The sequence below is a fragment of the Metabacillus litoralis genome (assembly GCF_020524045.1).
In the GTDB taxonomy this organism is placed as follows: Bacteria; Bacillota; Bacilli; order Bacillales; family Bacillaceae; genus Metabacillus; species Metabacillus litoralis_C.
In genome coordinates, this window is sequence record NZ_JAIVKL010000002.1 from 21,687 (window position 1) to 40,433 (window position 18,747).

Annotated in this window: 25 protein-coding genes; 4 read left to right on the forward strand and 21 right to left on the reverse strand. The window is 32.1% G+C overall.

The window, feature by feature from the left end; genetic code table 11:
• Nucleotides 1-88 precede the first annotated feature (88 nt).
• From LC076_RS03455 to LC076_RS03500, 10 genes are all read right to left on the reverse strand, one after another.
• The gene (locus tag LC076_RS03455) at nt 89-301 is read right to left on the reverse strand and encodes a hypothetical protein (RefSeq protein ID WP_226666229.1); all 213 of its coding nucleotides are present in this window, start codon (nt 299-301) and stop codon (nt 89-91) included.
• A gap of 135 nt (nt 302-436) precedes the next feature.
• The gene (locus tag LC076_RS03460) at nt 437-694 is read right to left on the reverse strand and encodes a lysozyme inhibitor LprI family protein (protein ID WP_413465936.1); all 258 of its coding nucleotides are present in this window, start codon (nt 692-694) and stop codon (nt 437-439) included.
• Nucleotides 695-1,127: 433 nt separating this feature from the next.
• Nucleotides 1,128-1,835 (reverse strand): DNA alkylation repair protein, encoded by a 708-nt coding sequence (locus LC076_RS03465; RefSeq protein ID WP_226666230.1) that lies wholly within the window; start codon nt 1,833-1,835, stop codon nt 1,128-1,130.
• A 329-nt stretch (nt 1,836-2,164) separates the two neighbouring features.
• Nucleotides 2,165-2,809, reverse strand: a complete 645-nt coding sequence (locus LC076_RS03470) for a lysozyme inhibitor LprI family protein (RefSeq protein ID WP_226666231.1) — start codon at nt 2,807-2,809, stop codon at nt 2,165-2,167.
• Between the two features lie 78 nt (nt 2,810-2,887).
• Nucleotides 2,888-3,184, reverse strand: coding sequence for a DUF4190 domain-containing protein (locus LC076_RS03475; protein WP_226666233.1), 297 nt, complete (start codon nt 3,182-3,184; stop codon nt 2,888-2,890).
• A 365-nt stretch (nt 3,185-3,549) separates the two neighbouring features.
• Complete coding sequence (locus tag LC076_RS03480; protein WP_226666234.1) at nt 3,550-4,224, reverse strand: NAD(P)H-dependent oxidoreductase; 675 nt, start codon at nt 4,222-4,224, stop codon at nt 3,550-3,552.
• Between the two features lie 231 nt (nt 4,225-4,455).
• Nucleotides 4,456-4,611, reverse strand: coding sequence for a hypothetical protein (locus LC076_RS03485; RefSeq protein ID WP_226666236.1), 156 nt, complete (start codon nt 4,609-4,611; stop codon nt 4,456-4,458).
• Nucleotides 4,612-4,705: 94 nt separating this feature from the next.
• On the reverse strand, nt 4,706-5,362 hold the full coding sequence (locus LC076_RS03490; protein WP_226666238.1) for a hypothetical protein: 657 nt from the start codon (nt 5,360-5,362) through the stop codon (nt 4,706-4,708).
• Nucleotides 5,363-5,633: 271 nt separating this feature from the next.
• Nucleotides 5,634-6,464, reverse strand: a complete 831-nt coding sequence (locus tag LC076_RS03495; RefSeq protein WP_226666240.1) for a TetR family transcriptional regulator — start codon at nt 6,462-6,464, stop codon at nt 5,634-5,636.
• A 32-nt stretch (nt 6,465-6,496) separates the two neighbouring features.
• Nucleotides 6,497-7,054, reverse strand: a complete 558-nt coding sequence (locus LC076_RS03500) for a hypothetical protein (RefSeq protein WP_226666241.1) — start codon at nt 7,052-7,054, stop codon at nt 6,497-6,499.
• A 500-nt stretch (nt 7,055-7,554) separates the two neighbouring features.
• On the opposite strand from LC076_RS03500, the gene LC076_RS03505 reads away from it, so the two are divergent.
• Nucleotides 7,555-7,779: a hypothetical protein gene (locus LC076_RS03505; protein ID WP_226666243.1), complete on the forward strand. Its 225-nt coding sequence runs from the start codon at nt 7,555-7,557 to the stop codon at nt 7,777-7,779.
• 163 nt (nt 7,780-7,942) lie between these two features.
• Here LC076_RS03505 and LC076_RS03510 read toward each other — a convergent pair whose 3' ends face one another.
• The gene (locus LC076_RS03510) at nt 7,943-8,584 is read right to left on the reverse strand and encodes a hypothetical protein (protein ID WP_226666244.1); all 642 of its coding nucleotides are present in this window, start codon (nt 8,582-8,584) and stop codon (nt 7,943-7,945) included.
• 367 nt (nt 8,585-8,951) lie between these two features.
• Between LC076_RS03510 and LC076_RS03515 the strand changes: the two genes are divergently transcribed.
• Both LC076_RS03515 and LC076_RS03520 read left to right on the forward strand, forming a co-directional pair.
• On the forward strand, nt 8,952-9,863 hold the full coding sequence (locus tag LC076_RS03515; RefSeq protein ID WP_226666246.1) for a ferritin family protein: 912 nt from the start codon (nt 8,952-8,954) through the stop codon (nt 9,861-9,863).
• A gap of 220 nt (nt 9,864-10,083) precedes the next feature.
• On the forward strand, nt 10,084-10,260 hold the full coding sequence (locus tag LC076_RS03520; protein WP_226666247.1) for a hypothetical protein: 177 nt from the start codon (nt 10,084-10,086) through the stop codon (nt 10,258-10,260).
• Here the strand turns inward: LC076_RS03520 and LC076_RS03525 are convergent.
• From LC076_RS03525 to LC076_RS03545, 5 genes are all read right to left on the reverse strand, one after another.
• Nucleotides 10,253-11,035, reverse strand: coding sequence for a sulfite exporter TauE/SafE family protein (locus LC076_RS03525; protein ID WP_226666249.1), 783 nt, complete (start codon nt 11,033-11,035; stop codon nt 10,253-10,255). The genes LC076_RS03520 and LC076_RS03525 overlap by 8 nt on opposite strands.
• 57 nt (nt 11,036-11,092) lie before the next feature.
• Nucleotides 11,093-11,320, reverse strand: a complete 228-nt coding sequence (locus LC076_RS03530) for a sulfurtransferase TusA family protein (protein ID WP_226666976.1) — start codon at nt 11,318-11,320, stop codon at nt 11,093-11,095.
• A gap of 14 nt (nt 11,321-11,334) precedes the next feature.
• Nucleotides 11,335-12,468, reverse strand: coding sequence for an MBL fold metallo-hydrolase (locus LC076_RS03535; RefSeq protein WP_413465937.1), 1,134 nt, complete (start codon nt 12,466-12,468; stop codon nt 11,335-11,337).
• Nucleotides 12,469-12,531: 63 nt separating this feature from the next.
• A complete protein-coding gene (locus tag LC076_RS03540) occupies nt 12,532-12,921 on the reverse strand; it encodes a DsrE/DsrF/DrsH-like family protein (RefSeq protein ID WP_226666252.1) in 390 nt (129 codons plus the stop codon).
• Nucleotides 12,922-12,933: 12 nt separating this feature from the next.
• Nucleotides 12,934-13,506, reverse strand: coding sequence for a sulfurtransferase TusA family protein (locus LC076_RS03545; protein WP_226666253.1), 573 nt, complete (start codon nt 13,504-13,506; stop codon nt 12,934-12,936).
• 836 nt (nt 13,507-14,342) lie between these two features.
• Here LC076_RS03545 and LC076_RS03550 point away from each other — a divergent pair.
• The gene (locus LC076_RS03550; protein ID WP_226666254.1) at nt 14,343-15,164 is read left to right on the forward strand and encodes an STAS domain-containing protein; all 822 of its coding nucleotides are present in this window, start codon (nt 14,343-14,345) and stop codon (nt 15,162-15,164) included.
• Nucleotides 15,165-15,278: 114 nt separating this feature from the next.
• On the opposite strand, the gene LC076_RS03555 is transcribed toward LC076_RS03550, so the two are convergent.
• From LC076_RS03555 to LC076_RS03570, 5 genes are all read right to left on the reverse strand, one after another.
• A complete protein-coding gene (locus LC076_RS03555) occupies nt 15,279-15,731 on the reverse strand; it encodes a histidine phosphatase family protein (RefSeq protein WP_319005485.1) in 453 nt (150 codons plus the stop codon).
• Entirely contained in the window at nt 15,695-15,820 is a 126-nt protein-coding gene (locus LC076_RS24315; protein WP_319005477.1) for a hypothetical protein, read from the reverse strand. Before LC076_RS24315 ends, LC076_RS03555 begins: the two co-directional genes overlap by 37 nt.
• Before the next feature lie 237 nt (nt 15,821-16,057).
• Nucleotides 16,058-16,936, reverse strand: coding sequence for a serine/threonine protein kinase (locus LC076_RS03560; protein ID WP_226666255.1), 879 nt, complete (start codon nt 16,934-16,936; stop codon nt 16,058-16,060).
• Between the two features lie 268 nt (nt 16,937-17,204).
• Nucleotides 17,205-17,660, reverse strand: coding sequence for a DUF2262 domain-containing protein (locus LC076_RS03565; RefSeq protein ID WP_226666257.1), 456 nt, complete (start codon nt 17,658-17,660; stop codon nt 17,205-17,207).
• Nucleotides 17,661-17,897: 237 nt separating this feature from the next.
• Nucleotides 17,898-18,680, reverse strand: coding sequence for an alpha/beta hydrolase family protein (locus LC076_RS03570; protein ID WP_226666258.1), 783 nt, complete (start codon nt 18,678-18,680; stop codon nt 17,898-17,900).
• Between the last annotated feature and the right edge of the window lie 67 nt (nt 18,681-18,747).

An 18,747-nucleotide genomic window follows, 5' to 3' on the forward strand; every position in this document is an offset into this window, starting at 1 on the left:
TAAATTCCCCTTTCACTTAAAATAAGTTTTGTAAACGTGAAATTTTATGTAAAATTATCTTTCGTACTCCTTTATGTTGGAAAAGTTTTTATGTCCTTCTAGTTTTAGTTTGCAAATATTGGATCAATCCTAAAACTCCACCTATAAAACCAGTAATGATAAGTGATATTCCCATTAACAAATCAAAAAAACCTTGTCCATTAAATAAGTAATAAACACCACTAAACCCTAATAAAATTCCCAGAATACTATAGATTATCGTGATTGTTGGATTTTCTAGTTTAGTTTTCTTCCTCACCATTATTTCCCTCCATTACTTTAATAATTTTACCATATTCCACATGTTTAAGATTACTTCTTTGTTATAGAGAAAAGGTTAAGTGAAGTTTTAATACCACACAACGATTTATATATAAGGTTAAGTTTATGAAAAATATTATTTCATATAATTCTCTACTAATTCATAACATCTTTCTTCTGTAAGATTTGCTAGCACAGCCACATATTCTAAGTGTTCCTGTGTACCGCCTTTATATTTTAGTGATGCTTCCAATGCTCGTTCATCTCTACTTTCTATCCAGGTCCGCTGTTCTTCCCTTAATTGGTTCATTTTTTTTTGTGATAATTGCTTCTTCAAAGCAGTATAAATTTCATTCAGCAATTTATCCCAAATTCCCCATCTATTATTTTCCATTTTTTTCAAAGAGTATAATGGAATTTAGTGACTTTTACCTTGTGAACACGGTCGATCCTGTTGGAATTGAAAACTTAAGTTGCAGTGAAACATTTGAAATTATTCGTCTTATCATTAAAATCAAATAATGGTTTTTTATTACATATATTTTGAAAAACAATAAAGAGATTTTAATGTCATGTTTACTTTAGTATTTGTCAGTTTGAATTCGGTTCCATGAGGGAAATCTTTTGGTAATTTCCCATTTTCACCATCAATGCCTGGAAGATCAGTCTTTCCTGTTGTTGCTGCCCATTAATCCCATTGAGGTTCAGCTATTTCCAACTTTGAGAAAAAAAAGAGCAATTTCATTTATAATGATGCTCTACTTTAAAAATTCTTGTTCCTTGAAATAAGCGTAAATCTTGCTTACTTATTTATTTGCAGCTGAAATTTAGCATCTAACATACTTCCGTTTGAAGCCTAGTCTTCCTTTATCGATTTCTTTTTGAATACTTTCGTAAGCATTTAGTAAGCTGCTTTTTTTATTTTCCCGCTTTATTTCTACTGTACCTACTTCTTTTGCTGTCTCAATCGCTTTTTCATTCAGTGGTAAATAGGAAATCCCTACAGTATATAGAAAATTATTCATAGCTGATTTCGTTCGTTCTGGAGAATTATGAATTTCTTTTTTAACAGTATCGAGCATTTGGGAAATCTTGCTTTCAGAAAATTCATTGTCTGGTTTATTTCCTAATAACCAGCAGTAACAACTCCACCCCGATGACATTTTCAGCTCCTGACCACTTGCAATCCAATGATCGGCAATGCTTTGTGCAAGCTCTGACTCAGCTAATGTTACAGCTACCACATAATCAGACAACATATAAAAATATGCTGCTTCAATCCAACGTTCAAAATCCGAATCAGTCATTGCTTTTGGGTCTGCAATTATACCTGCAAAATACATCGCATCATAGTTACCTGTAGCATAAAGCTCCTCAGCTAAAGGTTGATTTATTTTTATTTTCTTTGCGATTGGTTTCATAGCACCTGTTGCTACACCAAAAAGAGGGTCATGTGCTCCATTAGATATGTATATTTTTTTCGTTCGTTCCTTACCTAATGCCTCAAGCTCTTGCATAACTGTTTCGAAATCCATTGGTTTTGTACGTCCCTTCTAGGTATCAATACTAATTCGTTGTAGTGTAAGAATGCTTCATAAACTATAAACCATTCTAACTATAATTAGCTTAAAAAGTTTCTATGGCATATTTTAACTTATTTCCGCTTGATATCTAAATTCCTTTTAAATTCTTACCCTTTACTAAAATAATTCTTTAACATTTACTTTATAAATTCTAACACTATATTTATAGTAATTATTGTTATGATCAAACCAAATTGTTGATATTTCATAAACAAATCACTTTTCCTACTACAATCCATATATCCATTATATTTGCTCCTGATTATAATTAACTAATCTCTTTATTTCATATAATCCTCAACCAATTCATAGCATCTTTCTTCTGTAATATTTGCTGAGACAGCCGAATATTCTAAGTGCTCCTGAGTACCACCTTTATATTTTAGTGATGCTTCCAATGCACGTTCATCTCTGTTTTTTATCCAATTCCTCTGTTCTTCTTTTAATTGCTCCAATTCCTCTGCTGGCAATTGCTCTTTTAAAGCTCCATATATTTCATTCAGCAATTGATCCCACATTCCCCATCTATCGTCTTCTACTTTTTTCAAAGCGTATGTCGAAGAATCTGTAGCTTCCAATTTTTCTGCTTCACTTTTAGTTTCATTAATCTTCTTTACATACTTTTCTTTCATGTTCTCATCAGTATTATTAGAAGATGACGTTTCATCAATTGCTGTATTCTTGCTTGAAGTATCTTCTTTTTCATTTGTATCATTATTGTCTATTTCCTTTTTGTCACGATCATTGCTTTCAGAATCTGGAGCATTCTCCGAAAATTCTTCATTTGTACTTTGATTGGAGCTATTGTTTTGTGACTGATTTTCCAACGTAGTACTTGAATTTTCAGTTGAGCTTCCACAAGCAGACAATACAATAAAACACATTAAAGTAGAAAATATTATTAAAATCCCTTTATTTATTTTCATAATTCAACTCACCTCTTATAGATACATTCTTACTGAGACAAAATTCTTTACTATTTATGTAACTACTACACCGATCAACTAAATTGACATAAAAAGCAATACACCTACTACTATTAAAAATAATGTTATTAAGATACTTAAACAGCTACAAACAATTCCCACGATAGCCATTTTTCTTCCTTCATGTCCGAATCGTTTAATTTCATTTAATCCGATAATACCTAGTATTAACCCTGTAACACCTAATAGGAGACCAAGTCCTGAGAAAGCAATTGCAAGAATTGATAAAATACCTAAAATTAAAGTAGCAATAGCTTTTCCATTTGTTATTGGATTTTCTGATTTATTTTGATAATTAATTTTAATGACCTCCAATTAAAAATTGTGAATTTTTTACTTAACCTATCTATTTACTAACAATAAAAACACAATAATCCTACCCTTATACAATTTAACATAATTTCCTTTATTTTACTTTAAAAATCTTCTAAACTTTTACTTCGGTGTGTAGTAATAGTTTCTTATTAATTTCCACATATCAATTTTAATAATGAAAATAAAAAATAAGACACCAATTACGGCTAAGGGTATCATTCACGTATCCGGACTCTTACATCCAATAAATACGCCCTATGCCAAAAAGGTGTCTATAAGTAAGTTTCTTTATTCTGTTTGAAAAATGCTAATTGAGATTGAAGGTCTTAAGCTACAAGCAAAATCCACATTTTCCCCTCTAAATATTAGTCAATCCATTGAACTACATCTTCAGTAGCTCGTCGCGTTTTCGGACGCGCTGGATCTTCTGCGCGATAACCAAAAGCAACCATAGCAGATGCGGCGAACTTACCATCTTCAAGAAGTCCTTCGTTATCCAACATCTCATTTACTTTTTCATAATCGAAGCCCTCAATCGGACAAGAGTCGATACCAATTTGCGCAGCTGCTGTCATCATATTACCAAGCGCAATATATGTTTGTTTACTCGCCCAATCAAACAATGCTCGGCCGCTTTCGAACAGACGCTGATCATCCTCTTGAAAGCTTCTGTATCTAGGTTTCAGTGTCTCAAGCAAATCATCAGGCATTTGTTTGACAGTTCTTTGTAAATTTTGCACATACTCAGAATCATATCTAGCATCTGTACGTGCAAGAATAACAACAAAATGGCTTGCAGTCGGAAGCTGCCCTTGAGCGCCCCATGAAACTTCTTTTAATTTTTCACGAAATTTCTCATTTTGTACAACAAGAAATTTCCAAGGCTCATATCCAACAGAACTTGGAGACAAACGTCCTGTTTCTAAGATGAAAGAAAAATTCTCATCGGAAATTTTCTTAGTTGGGTTAAATACCTTTGTTGCATGGCGAAAATTGAACGCAGCAAGGATATCTTGTTTTTTTGCGTCATGATTGTTCATGTTGAATTCATCCTTCTCTAAATTGATTTAAAAACTTGAATTTATTCGGTGATCTAGTTTTCACAAAATACATTGTATATGATTTAACTTACTAATAACAAAAAATAAGCTCTAACTCTTAAAGCTTCTTCTTCTTAAGAGCTCGTATAGCCCTAAAATTATTAATTTCTTACTTAAACTATAAAAGTGGAAAAAATAAAAAACGACCCTTTAAAGAATCGTTCTTTTAAACTAATTAAATAGATTCTTAATCAAACGAAATAAGATTCTTGGTATAAACATCAAGATGTTCCAAAATACTTCAAATATGATAGAATCTCGGAATTCAATAAGTATATCCTTAACTATTCCACGGCGATCGTATCTTTTCACTTTTCTGATTTTCATCCTTTGTCTCCTAATTAGTTCTAATTGGACAGTTGTTTAAACAGATATGATAAGCAAGATAATTTTCAAAAAACGAATTTAGTCAAAAAAGCCTTTACCAATCAATATACCTGGCTTCACCCGCCTCAAACAATTTATCTGCAATAAGATGACCATCTTTATCAAGAGCTCTTATTGTCCATGTTGCCTCAGAATATTCATCAAGAACAAATAAGGCATGGTTATTCACTACCTCTTCAAGATGGTAGCTACCCCGATATTTTTCAACTGTATCCATAGTAAAGCTGTAGGTGTCTGATCGTTTCAACTTCTCTAGGTGATTACCAACAACAATATATTTAATGTTTGTGTCTCTAGTTCTAACTCCAACGATAAAACCGTCTTCTTCATCTCGTCCAATACCAGCAGCTTCGAATGGTTCATTTCCTTCTAAAAAATAGTCGGATGTCCCGCCTGCATCATAATACAGAAAGCCAATATTTCGATGAATATTCGCCAAACCAAATGTATTATTGTTTACATCTTCATATAATATAGCTTTTCCATAAACTGTATCTATACTTTTTACTGCTTTAGTTCCAGTAGGTAAAGCACTGTATGGTGTAAAACGAAAACCTAGTAGTAACAAGACACCTATCATTATGATCAAAACAATCATAATGAATCTCCAAGGTATCTTTTTATTTTTATATGTTAAATATAATGTGATCCCAATCAACGTTATGATTAAAAATATCAGTAAATTAAACATATATACTCCTGCTTTTAAATTATTACTTATTTTTATCCTTACTCCAATTGTAAGGCATTCTTGCCCAATGAATAAACAATAAAATCAAGTACATTATAAAACAAACAATTATATTTTCTATCCATCTAATATCTTTATTAATTATTAATTGCCAAGAAATCAAGACGATAAAATACACGAAAGGTAACTTAAGGGTTTTCTTAAACATAGTAATACCTCCGTCACGCTTCTTATGTTAAGTGAATAAATTGTCCCTCTTATAGTTAACTATTCACTCATACTCCTTATGGTTTATAATTCTATAAGTCTTCACATAAAGATCATCTATTGAAATAAAGTGATGTGATTCCTCTTTACCTAATCCCCTTGTAGTTCCTTTGATATTTCCTATTAGATGTGGATGTCTTTTCCCAATTTCCCAGCTATAAAGTTCTCCATTAGAGTTATATCGATCATGAAAATATGCGTACTTTCCTCTTACACAGAGACTATTTGAACCATGAAGAATTTTTGGAGTTTTGAAGGAATGAATCGTTTTGTTTATTGAATTGACTTGAAGTAATGGAAAGTCAGTATAAGGAAATAGCCAAATTGAAGAAGAATCACCTTTACAAATAGCGTAGCAATCAACAATAAACGGTCTACCAGATAAATCACTATGGTATTTAAAAATAGGAGTTCCTTCATAAGAAAATAGAACAAGCCCTTCAGTTGAAATACCTTCTCCAAATACTCCTTCATCGAAATAACTAATCCAAATCCCGTCGTTGCTAACTACGATATCCTCAATACCATCTCCACAATGAAAGGAATTGCGTAATGTGCCATCAGTGTTAAAAATATAAAGATTGTCTGTTTCTCCATCATTCCGTGCGTCAGCAATTAAAAAACTGTTAAAGCTAATCCACCTAACTAAAGGATATTTACAAGTTATTCTAACGTTTGAAAGCATGATTTGAGATTCCTTATATTGAACAATGAGGTTATTATTTTCTCTAAAAGCAACTAGTAAACCAAAATTGTCAGTCCAGTCAGCATCAAGCAACTCCATTTTACCTTTTTCAGGGTTACTCTTGTACAAAATGCTTTCAATAAATTCCATCTGTAAATCCTCTTTTCAACCATTTTTATAAATTAGAATGTTTCTTTGTATTGATTTAACATGTCATCATTATATTTCAAATTGGCTAGTAGCCTTTCCCAAAGTGTTCTTAATTCTATGTAATTCATCCTGGATAATAAATGATAATCAAGGTTTTCATCAAGATATTTTATATCAGTTAACCATATTTCTAGTAAGTCCAATGCTTCTCCATCAGAAACATCATTATTGTTTATCAAAGCTTCAAAATCATTTGAGGATGAAATATCACTGTAAATATCAAATAACTTAGCCAATTCTTTATACTTTTCGTCATTCGGCTCAACGATTTCCATTATATGTGTTGATAATTGTAAGCTCCCAGACATAGAAGTTAGATATTCTGCTTTTTGCTTTAAGGATAGGTCGTTGTAATTACTTACTAAACTATCTCCAAAATTATATGAATAGCTAACACCATTTTGAATTTTTTCAAACTTGGCTGTTCTTGATTCTTCTTTATTTAAAGTTAATTGTTGAAACAAGTAAATATTTACAATGAGGGATAAACCAAATCCAATTAATACTAGTTTTTTTCTATACCTTTTCATATTGCGAACTCCTTCCATCTACTAAATTTTACCACATCTTATCCTATTATTGTTTAACAAACCTAAAGGACATCTTTCTTAGAAAAATTCACAATCAGGTTTGAAGTGATCAATAAATGCAATTGTCTCTTCAACTAGCGGAAAATAAGAATCTGAATTCCCCAAAAAAACATGTGTAATAAAAAAACTGCTTAGTAGCAGCTTTTTAAAGACCCAACATTAGTTCATATAATTCAATGCTAGAAAACATTAGAGAGTATTCTCAGCTATTGGTTCAAATAATTTTATTAAAAAGCGATATTTAGTTACCTCATCATTTATTTATTATTCATGCGAATTGACAAAGGTAAAGTTTCATATTAAAGATACTTACTGCTTTCTTCATGTTCAACATTAAAGTTAGAGAAGTGACACATAATATCACTAAAATCGTAAATAATACGAACGGTATTCTTATATTTTTAAGTTCAATATATTCCACATTACAAGGAGTTAAAGAAATGGAAAACATCGATCATGCTGTTCATATAGGTGAGTTAATTGCTGTGTCTAAAGTTTTTCAATTAAATCCTTTTCAAATGATCACATTACTAGAAAAGGATGAAATGGAGGTATTTGAAAATAAGGACTCTTTTTTAGAAAAATACGGCAAGAAGGAAACGTATGACGAATTAGAAGATTGGTGTGAGTTAAATAATGGGAAAATTTTCACTAAAACAAGATAAAAAGTGATTAGGAAATAATTCATTGATAAAGCTGTTAATGGCAGTGGTAGACAAGTATATTAATCAACCTATTCTTCTTTAGCAAAATAGTCACTATCATCTTTTTCTTCTCTTCCTCATACCATGGAAGATCACTATCAAACCATCAACAGTCCCATTAGTTTCACAACTTATTAATCCTTTTTTGCTCTTGCTTTAGCAAATGATTGTATTTCATAAACTTTCCTAGATCATTCAAATGTTTTGCAAAATATCTAGCTTTATAAAATTTATTGAAAGAATCCTCCTCATTTTCAATTGCACTAAACGCTGTCTCTAAATCTGTATTGTTTCTTAACCACTTTAATCCATCATTTAAAAAAGACGTTTTAACATCGTTTATAACTTCTATAAGATTAGAGCCATCTGGTTCAATCCACCAAATATCATTTCGTTCTTTTTCAGCACGGTGATCAATATGATTGATATACTTTGATTGATCAATATTACAATGTAAGTTTTTTTGTAAATGACACTGAAGGTATTTTGGAAACAATTCACCGTTAGTACCAACTTTTATATCGTCATCCTCTGGGGGAATAAAGTCATAATAGATTCCTAAAACAACATGGATAGACATAGGAGACCAACCCGTAACATCTGAAAAATACTTCCCAACAGCAGTTATGTCCATCACCCAAATGCACTGATCAATCCATGCCCAATTGTGTCTAGTATTAACTTTATTAAATCCTGTTTCCTTTAATGTAGGAGACAGAGTTTTTCTAATTATTTTATTTATGTCAGGAGACCCGATCATCTTCATCCTCCTTGTCATGTGTCTATTTCTTATTATTGGTGCTCCCCTAAAACCTCTTTTTAAAATGATCTCAACATGTATCTCTATATCCCTCACTGTTAACTTTTATTTTTCAGAGTAACAAACTTAACCTTCTTGCTCATTTTAAAATACTTGATAGGTTCTACTTTCTTCTTTCTTAAAGATAAGGATTAAATCTACCAACGCTCATAAGTATGATTTTCTACACTCTCCCCAGATTCCCCAAAAAAGTGATGAATGGTTCCATAACAAGCTTTCAGAAGTGCAAGAAATGAACATGAACATGAACATGCACAACAGCCTATGCTATAAGCATAAGATAAGTTAATAGTGAAACATAAGGAGGAAAATCATGAATCCAAATCAATATTTATATTATTATGGTCCATCGTATACTGATTATGATCGGATAACAAATGACATTCAACTTGTTAATGATATTCAAAAAGCAATTAATGGAGAATACAGTGCTATAAATTGTTATGAGAAGTTAGCCAAGGATGCACCTACAAAAGAAGAAAAAAACCAAATACTTGAGATACAAAGAGATGAAAAACGTCATTTAGAAGAGTTTAGCAAGATCTATATCAATTTAACAGGCAGACAGCCATCTTATAAGATCATCGAACAATGTCCAGACCAATATAGAACAGGAATAGAATTTGCTCTAAAAGATGAACAAAAAACAGTTGATTTTTATTTAGATATAGCTGATAATGCACAAGATCCTCTTATTAAAGGCAAATTTAGGAGAGCAGCCGCAGATGAACAAAATCACGCTGTGTGGTTTTTGTTTTTATTTCAAAAAAATTCAAACGAAAGCTATCGACAGGTTGAAAAATATGGTGCTAAAGGGGCATTAAATTCGACTACATTGGAATTACCACAAATGTTGATTTATGCTCTTCAGGATGAATACCTAGCACAAGCAAGATATGATAATATTCTAGCTACCTTTGGAAATATTCGCACATTTACTGCAATAAAGGAAGCAGAACTTAGACATATAAATGCATTATTACCCCTTTTTGATCGTTATCAAGTGCCGTTACCTGAAGAAAAATCACAGTTATTCATAACTACACCAGAAAGTATTAAGGCAGCATTCGCTGCTGGTGTTCAAGGGGAAATAGAAAATGTATCTATGTATGAAAAATTCCTATCATTTAATATTCCTAACAACTTGAGAACAGTTTTTACACAGCTTCGTAATGCCTCTTTAAATCATCTTTCAGCGTTTGAAAGAGGTCTTGCCAGAGTTTAGCTAATTGTTTACAAAATTATATTAAGTCTATAAAAAACAGAAGAGCATTTCTCTCCTTCTGTTTTTTACTTTATTCACATCTATTAATATCCAGAAATTTTTTCCAACATATATAAAGTTTTACCTTACTACATATCTTTATTGAGTTTTTCAACATTCTCTTGTATAATACCTAGTATATCAATAGGAATTAACGACATAGAGATCAGGAGGAACTTATATGGGTTTTATAAAATCATTATTTACTGAAAAATGTCCTATATGCCATAAAGAGTTGGTTTCAGATAAAACAAACTTTTTGAGCAATATTGTTATAAAATCATGTCCAGAAAATCATTTCAAAAAAGAGTTTCATCCTGCTCTTGAAACATATATAGAGAGTAAAAAAATTAGTTGAATAAAATATCTGACCAGATCTTAATAGACGTACCTAATATTAATAATGCCAAAATCCATTGTAGGATTTTGGTATTTATTTTTTTTCCAACAAAAGCACCAAGAGGTGAAGCAATTAAGCTTGCAACGATCATGATAGATGCAGGGTAGTAAAGCACCTGATCTGTAGTAATCTTTCCAATTGTCGCTCCAATAGAAGATATAAATGTAATAGCTAAAGAAGTAGCGATTGTCATTCTCGTTGGAATTTTCAATACAACAAGCATAATTGGTACAAGAATGAATGCACCTGCAGCACCAACAATACCTGCTCCAATCCCTACGATAAGTGCAAGAGACGCAGCAAGCCATTTGTTATACGTTACTTGATCAAGTGGAATATCATCAATTCCTTTTTTAGGGATAAACATCATTACAACAGCAATGATAGCCAATACTCCATATACTATATTTATCCCTTCCTCTGTCATAAGCCTTGATCCATAGCTACCAATAAAGCTTCCGATTAAAATAGCTCCACCCATATACAATATCAACTGTTTATTTAAGTATCCACCTTTTCGATAGCTCCATACACCACTTATAGAGGCGAAAAAAACTTGAAAAGCTGTTATGCCAGAAACTTCATGTGCACTAAAAGCAATAATTCCAAATAATGGTGGGATGTATAATAACATTGGAAAATTAATAATGGAACCACCAACACCAACCATTCCAGAAATGAAAGAGCCTACAAATCCTATTAGAAATATAACTACAATAAATGCACCCTCCACACTTATACTCCTCCATCTAATAAGAAGGATAGCTGTTAACTACCCTCCTTATATTCTCTATCCTTTTTTTAACCAAAATTTAAAAACACCGTTTTCTTCTTCATCCTTTAATAAATCATGTCCACCTGACTTTACCCATGCTGTTAAATCGTTTTTTGCACCTTTATCAGTTGCATGAATTTCTAAAATATCTCCTGAACTTAAATGATCCATCTCTTTTTTTGTCCGTACAATTGGCATAGGACATGCTAGTCCTTTACAATCTAATACTTTAGTTGCTTCCATCATGTGAATCCTCCTTAGCGAACTGCACAGCGGTTTGGTCCAATCTCCATTTCACGCTGCTTCTCCTCTTCAGGAATGTCTTTCCCCATATTTGTTTCTCTTATTTCTTGATATGAATTAGGTTGAGGAGGAAGATTCTCGGTTACTGTTTTTCTAAATTCATGTTCATCTGTGATATTTAACCCATGGTTTTTATGATATAACGTACTTAGCTTTTCAGAAATGCTTCCATCAGTATTCATCTCTCCTATCCCCATAAAATGGGCTGGTAAGACTAGTAAGTCATCAGAAAGTTCCTTGTAACGCTCATATAAGGTCGCTCTTAAATCACCAACCCAATCCTCAGCTTTCCCTGCTAAATCAGGGCGGCCAATTGAATCAATAAATAAGATATCACCTGTCAATAAATACTGATCTTCAATGATGAAAGATGTGCTTCCAATTGTATGTCCTGGAGAATAGAGGGCTTTAATCGTTGCATGCCCTACCGTGTATTCATCACCATCATTTATTACCTCATAGTTGAATGTAACTTCGTTTGCATCTTTTGGAGGAAGGTAATACTTTGCATCAAGTTTATCTGCAAGCTTTCTACCTCCTGATATATGATCAGCATGTAAATGTGTATCAAGGACATGAGAAAGTTTAATATCATGTTTTTTTATAAAGGTTTCATAAGGTTCTAGCATCCTACTTGTATCAATTACAGCTCCCACTCCGTTTGAAATAATCAAATAGGATAAACACCCCTTACCTATACGTACAAACTGGTAAAGCTCTCCCCCATTCTTTAGCTCTCCAATTTTTATAGGCTCTAAATGCTCACTCCAAGCCTTCATACCTCCTGCTACAGAGTAAACATCCGTAAACCCAGCTTCTGTTATTTGTTGAGCTACAAACTCTGAGGATCCACCCTTTGCGCACACAACATAAATTTCCTTACTTTTTGGTAATTTATCTACTATAGAATCGACTCCTTCTAATAATTCAAAATAAGGAGTATTGATGATTTCAATGTTTTTACCTTCTATTTTCCAATCGTCAAAATCGTCGGTATTTCTTGCATCTATAATAAATAAATCTTCATGATTTAACACTTTTTTCGCCAACTCTTTGACAGTTATCGTTTTAACTTCAGTTTCAAGCACCATGTTAACCTCCCTAACTTTTTAAACAAACAAATAATTTGTGCTTAGGTGATTTCAATTTGATTAAAAAGTTAACGTAACATCTGCGTCTTGTGCAAATGTTAAAAATGTTACAGCTCCCCCTACATCGATACCTTCTACAAATTGTTCTTTTTCTAAGCTCATAACATCCATTGTCATTTGACAAGCTATCATCTTTACACCCATTTCACCTGCCATAGAAACTAATTCATCTACAGGTGGAACATTTGCTTTTTTAAACCCTTCTTGAAAATGCTCTTTTCCAGCTGGTAAGGCTAAGTTTTTATGTGCTTCATTATGAATTAAATTTAACCCCTCAAAAGTAAAAAAAATACCTACTTCAGCATCTGTAGCAGCGGCTGCTGTTGCAATATTGAAAACTTTATATGCATCGAACATCCCACCATTTGCAGCAATAATAGCAACTTTCATTCTTGTTCCTCCTTAGTCATTTTTATCAATAGGGCCTTGCCATTCCATCATCCCAGGAACAACATTTTTTACATTAGTAAACCCTTTTTCCGTGAGTTTTTGTGCAGCAAAATCACTACGACTTCCAGTTCTACAAATAATATGGATATTTTCGGCATGATTTAATTCTTCAAATCGTTCTTCTAGTTCTCCTAGTGGTAAATTGATAGATCCAGGAATATGACCAAAAGCATATTCAGCTGGTTCTCTAACATCAAATACTGTTATGTTTTCGTTTCCATTTAGGCGATTTAGCAATTCTTCTAAATTGACCACGTTGGGGTGTGTCGATTCAGATTTTTCTTCCTCAGCACTCGCCTTTCGAAGGTAATGTTTCAGAACATCCCCTTCTTCAACTGTTCCTAAATATTGGTGTCCCGTGCTATCGGCCCAAGCTCTAATATCAGATGTAGATCCTTTATCAGTTGCCTGTATCTCCATTACCTGACCCGGATCAAGTGCAGTCATTTCTTTCTTTGTTTTTACAATAGGCATAGGACATGCTAAGCCTTTCGCATCTAAGACCTTATTCACTGTTACTTCCATCCAAGTGCCTCCTATTTAGCAACATATATTCATTGACCTACTTACAGTCTCAAAAAGCATACAAGTCATTATTAGAATTAGTTGTTTCCTAATAATTATGTCTTTTACTTTTATCCATTTAAAATAATTATTCATCACATTGATTCTTAGATCAATGTATTACTAAGGAGTGAATTTAACGAATTAAAAAATAATCATAATAATCAATTTTGCCGGAAGTGCTAACTTCAGCTGAAAGTTTGAGAAGATTGGATGAAAATCCAGTTAAAAGAGGTAAGCATATAACCTTCGCAAATTGAAGTATACTTATTCTATTGAGGAAACGATAATAAACAATAGCAAATTAATAGTTCAAACGTTTGAAGATATGAGTAAAAGAATTTAATATAGCTTCAATGTAAGTGAATTAGAGCTGAATGATTCATACTTCCTAGCTAATGCACGTTTTAAACCACAATAAAATACTTACTTGTAATTTAGGCAAATGATCTCGTGGATGATACTTAAAAAAGTCGTTATGTTAAACGAATTTTAAAATTTGAGTTGGTTTTTGAGTAGACCACTTCCTTGTATTAAATTTTTTTATGGGTATTAGGCTTGTTCACTCTAGCTTTAGCTTCTGAATTCGCTGAATATTTTAAATCCTAGTATTTCATTTGTTCATACTAGCAAGAAATTCAATAGAAATCTTAAGCCTCTCCTATCATTATGTAAACAAGAATACTTTCTCTCTAAGGATACAATATTTAATAATAATTGTGGTTTTAACAATCACTATGTTGGGTATAAGTGGTATGAAAATATATCAAGTGGCTATTAGGGGGAACATTGTAGAAATGAACATAAAAGAAATCTTAAAGCATGAATTAGAATCTTACATTAAAAAAAATGAGATAACATTTGAAAACCAATTACTTTCCGAAGCAGTTAATGTTTCAGGAAAGATCAATGATATATTAAGAATGGGAAACATTGATTTATTAAAAAATGCTAAAAAGTTAATTTACTTTATTGTTGACCAAAACGGTGAAGAACTCATCTCTTTTGGTCAACACGAAGGTATTGCATGGGCAGGGCATTCACTAACACTTTCTTTAAAATTAGAATGGGTTCAAGCAATTAGAAGAACTTTGTGGGAGATTATTTCTACTCTTAACGGAGAAAAACAAATACATATTAAAGATTCCGAATTTTTCGAACTGGAAAAGGTAATAAATGACCAGCTTGACCAATTTCTAAATACATTCTTTATTAGTTATTCAAAATACAAAGATGAAATGCTTTTAAAACAGAGAGAAATAGTGGAACATTTATCGGTTCCGATTATTCCTGTCAGCGAAGCAGTTTCTGTTTTACCTTTAATTGGAAATATCGATTCTTTTAGGATTGAAATAATAGAAGAAAAAGTGTTAAATGAACTAGCTAAAACTAGATTTCAAACACTTGTTATAGATTTATCAGGTATCGCTATGATGGAACTAGATGTTATCGATCAATTTGAAAAGATTTTAGCAGGAGTGAAATTGATGGGTTGCCAAGCCATCATCACTGGACTTAGACCTGACCTGGTAAGAAAAATGGTGCATGCAGGTATTCGATTTGAAAAAGATGCAGAAACAAATGGTACACTTCAAGAGACATTAAAAAAATATCTTTAATGAACAAGACCGCTTCGGCTGTCTTGTTTAGTTTTATTTATAGTAGAAGACTTAATAAGCAAAACTTCAGTCTTTCACTATAAAAAGCAACTATAAAATAATCAAGTAACTTATTTATTCCCACACTCGTTGAAAAGTTACTTGATTAGCTTCATTCTTTAACAAAAAGACGTCAGGATTACTAAGCCTTCTCCACTGTTCGAACCTAAAATCCTTGTTAAAATACATTAATAGCAATGACATTAAATTCCCATGCGTAACAATGACTGTATTATTATTGGCTTTGCTATAAGCTTCCTCTACAACTTCAACAACTCGATTCATTGCTTCTCGACTGGACTCTCCCCCTTCAAACTTCAAGTCTATATCATCAAATGTACTTCTTAATTTTTCAAACCAATCAGGAATATTTTTGGTACTTAGAATTCGTTCTGATAATTTTCTATTAATCTCAACGTCTATATTAAACCTTGTTGCAAGTGGGGTTATGGAATCAATCGCACGTTTATATGGACTTGATATAATGCGATCTATATTAGTATTCGAAAAAAATAAGATAGTTCTAATGTTTGTTCAAGACCTACATCTGTAAGTAGTGCATTAGGTGACTGTCCTTCTGCTTCACAATGCCTAATAACATATATTTTCTTCAACATAGACCAACTCCCATTCGATTGTTTCTTTTTTTCGAGAAGGATTTATTCATTTCATGATAACAATCCGATTCTTATCATATTACGTATAGTTCATAAATGTATATTCGTTATTATATGTTTGTCGTAAATGAACGCACGTTACAGTAGCTTCAGTAAGAATCTAGCATTCAACTCATTCTTTTATGTTCAAAAAGGTGCCTATGTTATTACGGATACAATTTCGATTGCGGAACTATATCAATTAATTAATTTAGATGCAGCTGTAAGCCATACGGTGGAAAATTCTTTCACAGACGAATATCTATTATCTCTATTCTCTTCAACTGATTTTTTTGCTATTTCATAAAGTTCTTGGCTTGCATCCCACTTCAACCATGAACGATCTAGCTCTCCACCGAACAAACCAAACGCTATTGCACCCATATTAAATACATTTGTTTTTTCATCAATCATAGATCCATATTGGAACTCTTCTGGAGACATAAACCTTGAGGAACCCCAAAGTCTCCCCATTGAATTTATGAAAGGTTTTCTCTTATACATATCAATATCACATATTTTCGTTACATTATTTGTGAAGTCATATAATATACTTCCATCATAAAAGTCGACTGCTACATAATTTTTATTTTCCACTTCAACATGGAATTCCAATATATTTTTATATGATTCTAACCTCTGTTGGATTGAAAGTTGTCTATATCGACAATATGGAGAGTCAGGGTGAGTATATTTGTGTGGGGGAGGAAATGACCAATGTGAGTGTAAACATTCCCCATCAAACCATTTAAAAACAGCTACATAACCATTTTCAGTTTCAAAATGGTCCAGCAAATTAATTAAGTGTTTATTTTGTAAGTTTTTATAAATCTCAATTGAAGATTTTAACCTTGCTATCGCTTCCTCTGGTTGTCCAGTATATTCTTTCGTTTTTGCACCAGCATATTTCACAAACTTTTTTATTCCTTTAGCTTCGATACCAAAACATATATTACCTGAATCCTGTTGATCGAACACACAAAACACATCACCCATCGTTTTTAGCCAATCGAAATTATGCTTTTCTTTTAATTGGAACGATATTTTATCAAAGTTTACAGTGTGAATTTTTGTCATATATGATCTCAATCCCTCGTTCTCTTTTTGATAAAAAAAGTGTAAGTTAATACCACCATCTAGGCATTAACTATCTATTCCTTTATTTCAATTATAATCAATAATTATAGAAAAATTGCTAGTAGGTTCTTAAATTCTCCAATTCAGATTATTTACAGTAGGACAATTGGCTGAAGAGATATTGGTTTAATATACTTATTACCTTTCCTTATAACAAAGCATCATTCTATATCTCTAACTTTAAATATTGAAAACATCTCATTTCCAACTATATATTAACTCTTAATAACTCATAGCAACTATTAAAGTAAGCATGTATTCTATGCCCACCAAATAAATCACCATCATTATATTCACAGTAAATTTCATTTTCGCTTATTTCAATATCATAAAGAATTATTGCATCTCGAAATTCCTCTATTGTTATATCAAACTCTCCTTCATCTACAGCATCCCAATTAAGAGTTTTATCATTTTCATCATATTCAGGCCAGAAATCATTTTTATATTCAATCATATTCTCTGCAATAGCTACTTTCGCCTTACTATTGAATTCATCCAAACATAAAAAAAGTTTTTCTGCTGCTTTGATCAAGTCATCTACATCAAAAATATTACATATATCGATCTTCCAATGAATATTCCTCTCGTTTGCCTCATATGATTTGTTCCCCTCATTATATGTAAACTCACCAATTAAACTATTTTTTATTGATTTCTTCATCTCTAAATCCTTTCTATTAGACTAGAAAAAACACTATTATCTCTATTCTATTATGTAAGTTACTATCCTTCTTTAAAAGAAATGCCCTGTTCTTCCTCATACACTCAATTAAATCAACGATCATTTGAAAGGTTGTATGGAAAACCTAACATATATACTTTCTCACAAACCTGCTCTTTACATAAAAAAACGCAAATGTTACACATTCACCTTTGATAACTAGTAAGAATGACGCAGTTAGTCTTTATCAAAAACTACACTGATTACGGATTCCCATGCTGTCGAGGTAGGATCAATAATTTTGAAATGCTCAACATTTGGAAGAATTAATAGTTTTACATTACTACCTTTTTTTACTGCCTCTAAATAGTAATCTTTACTTAATTCTACTGGCACATGTCGATCAAGCTCACCATGAACTAAAACATGTTCTATATTCAATGGAGTCAACTCTTTTGGAGAAGCAGCTTTATATCGTTCACAAAACTCTTTTGGAGGTCCACCCATAAGTCCTGCTACAAGACTTTTAATACCTCTTCCTTCGTGATATTCCCACATTTTGTTTAAATCTGTTACTCCAGCTAAGCTTACTACTTTCTTAACGGGTACTATCAATTTGTTAAAGATTTGTTCTGTATTTAATGTGTTCACTCTAGAAGCAACCCAAAGTGCTAAATGACCTCCTGCAGAATGACCAATGATATTTACATTCGTTAAGTCTAAATTGTATGCTTCCTTTAGTTGATACAATTGATTAATTGCGTCAATTACATCATTAAAAGTACCTTTCCAACCTCCTCCTTCTTCCCCTACTCGGCGATACTCGATATTCCATGTAGCATATCCCCTACTCGTTAAATCTTTTGCAATAGGGTTATTTTCTTCAAGATCGAATTTAGATTGCCAAAAACCTCCATGAATCAAGACTATTATTTTGGATGGTTTATTGCTATCAGGAATTCTTAATACTCCAAATTGTGAGCTATGTTCCCCATAAGATATATTAATTGTGCGTGACATAACCTACTCCTTAACGAATTATTTTTAAGAAGATACCTCTCCTATCTATAGTACAAGTCTCATACCC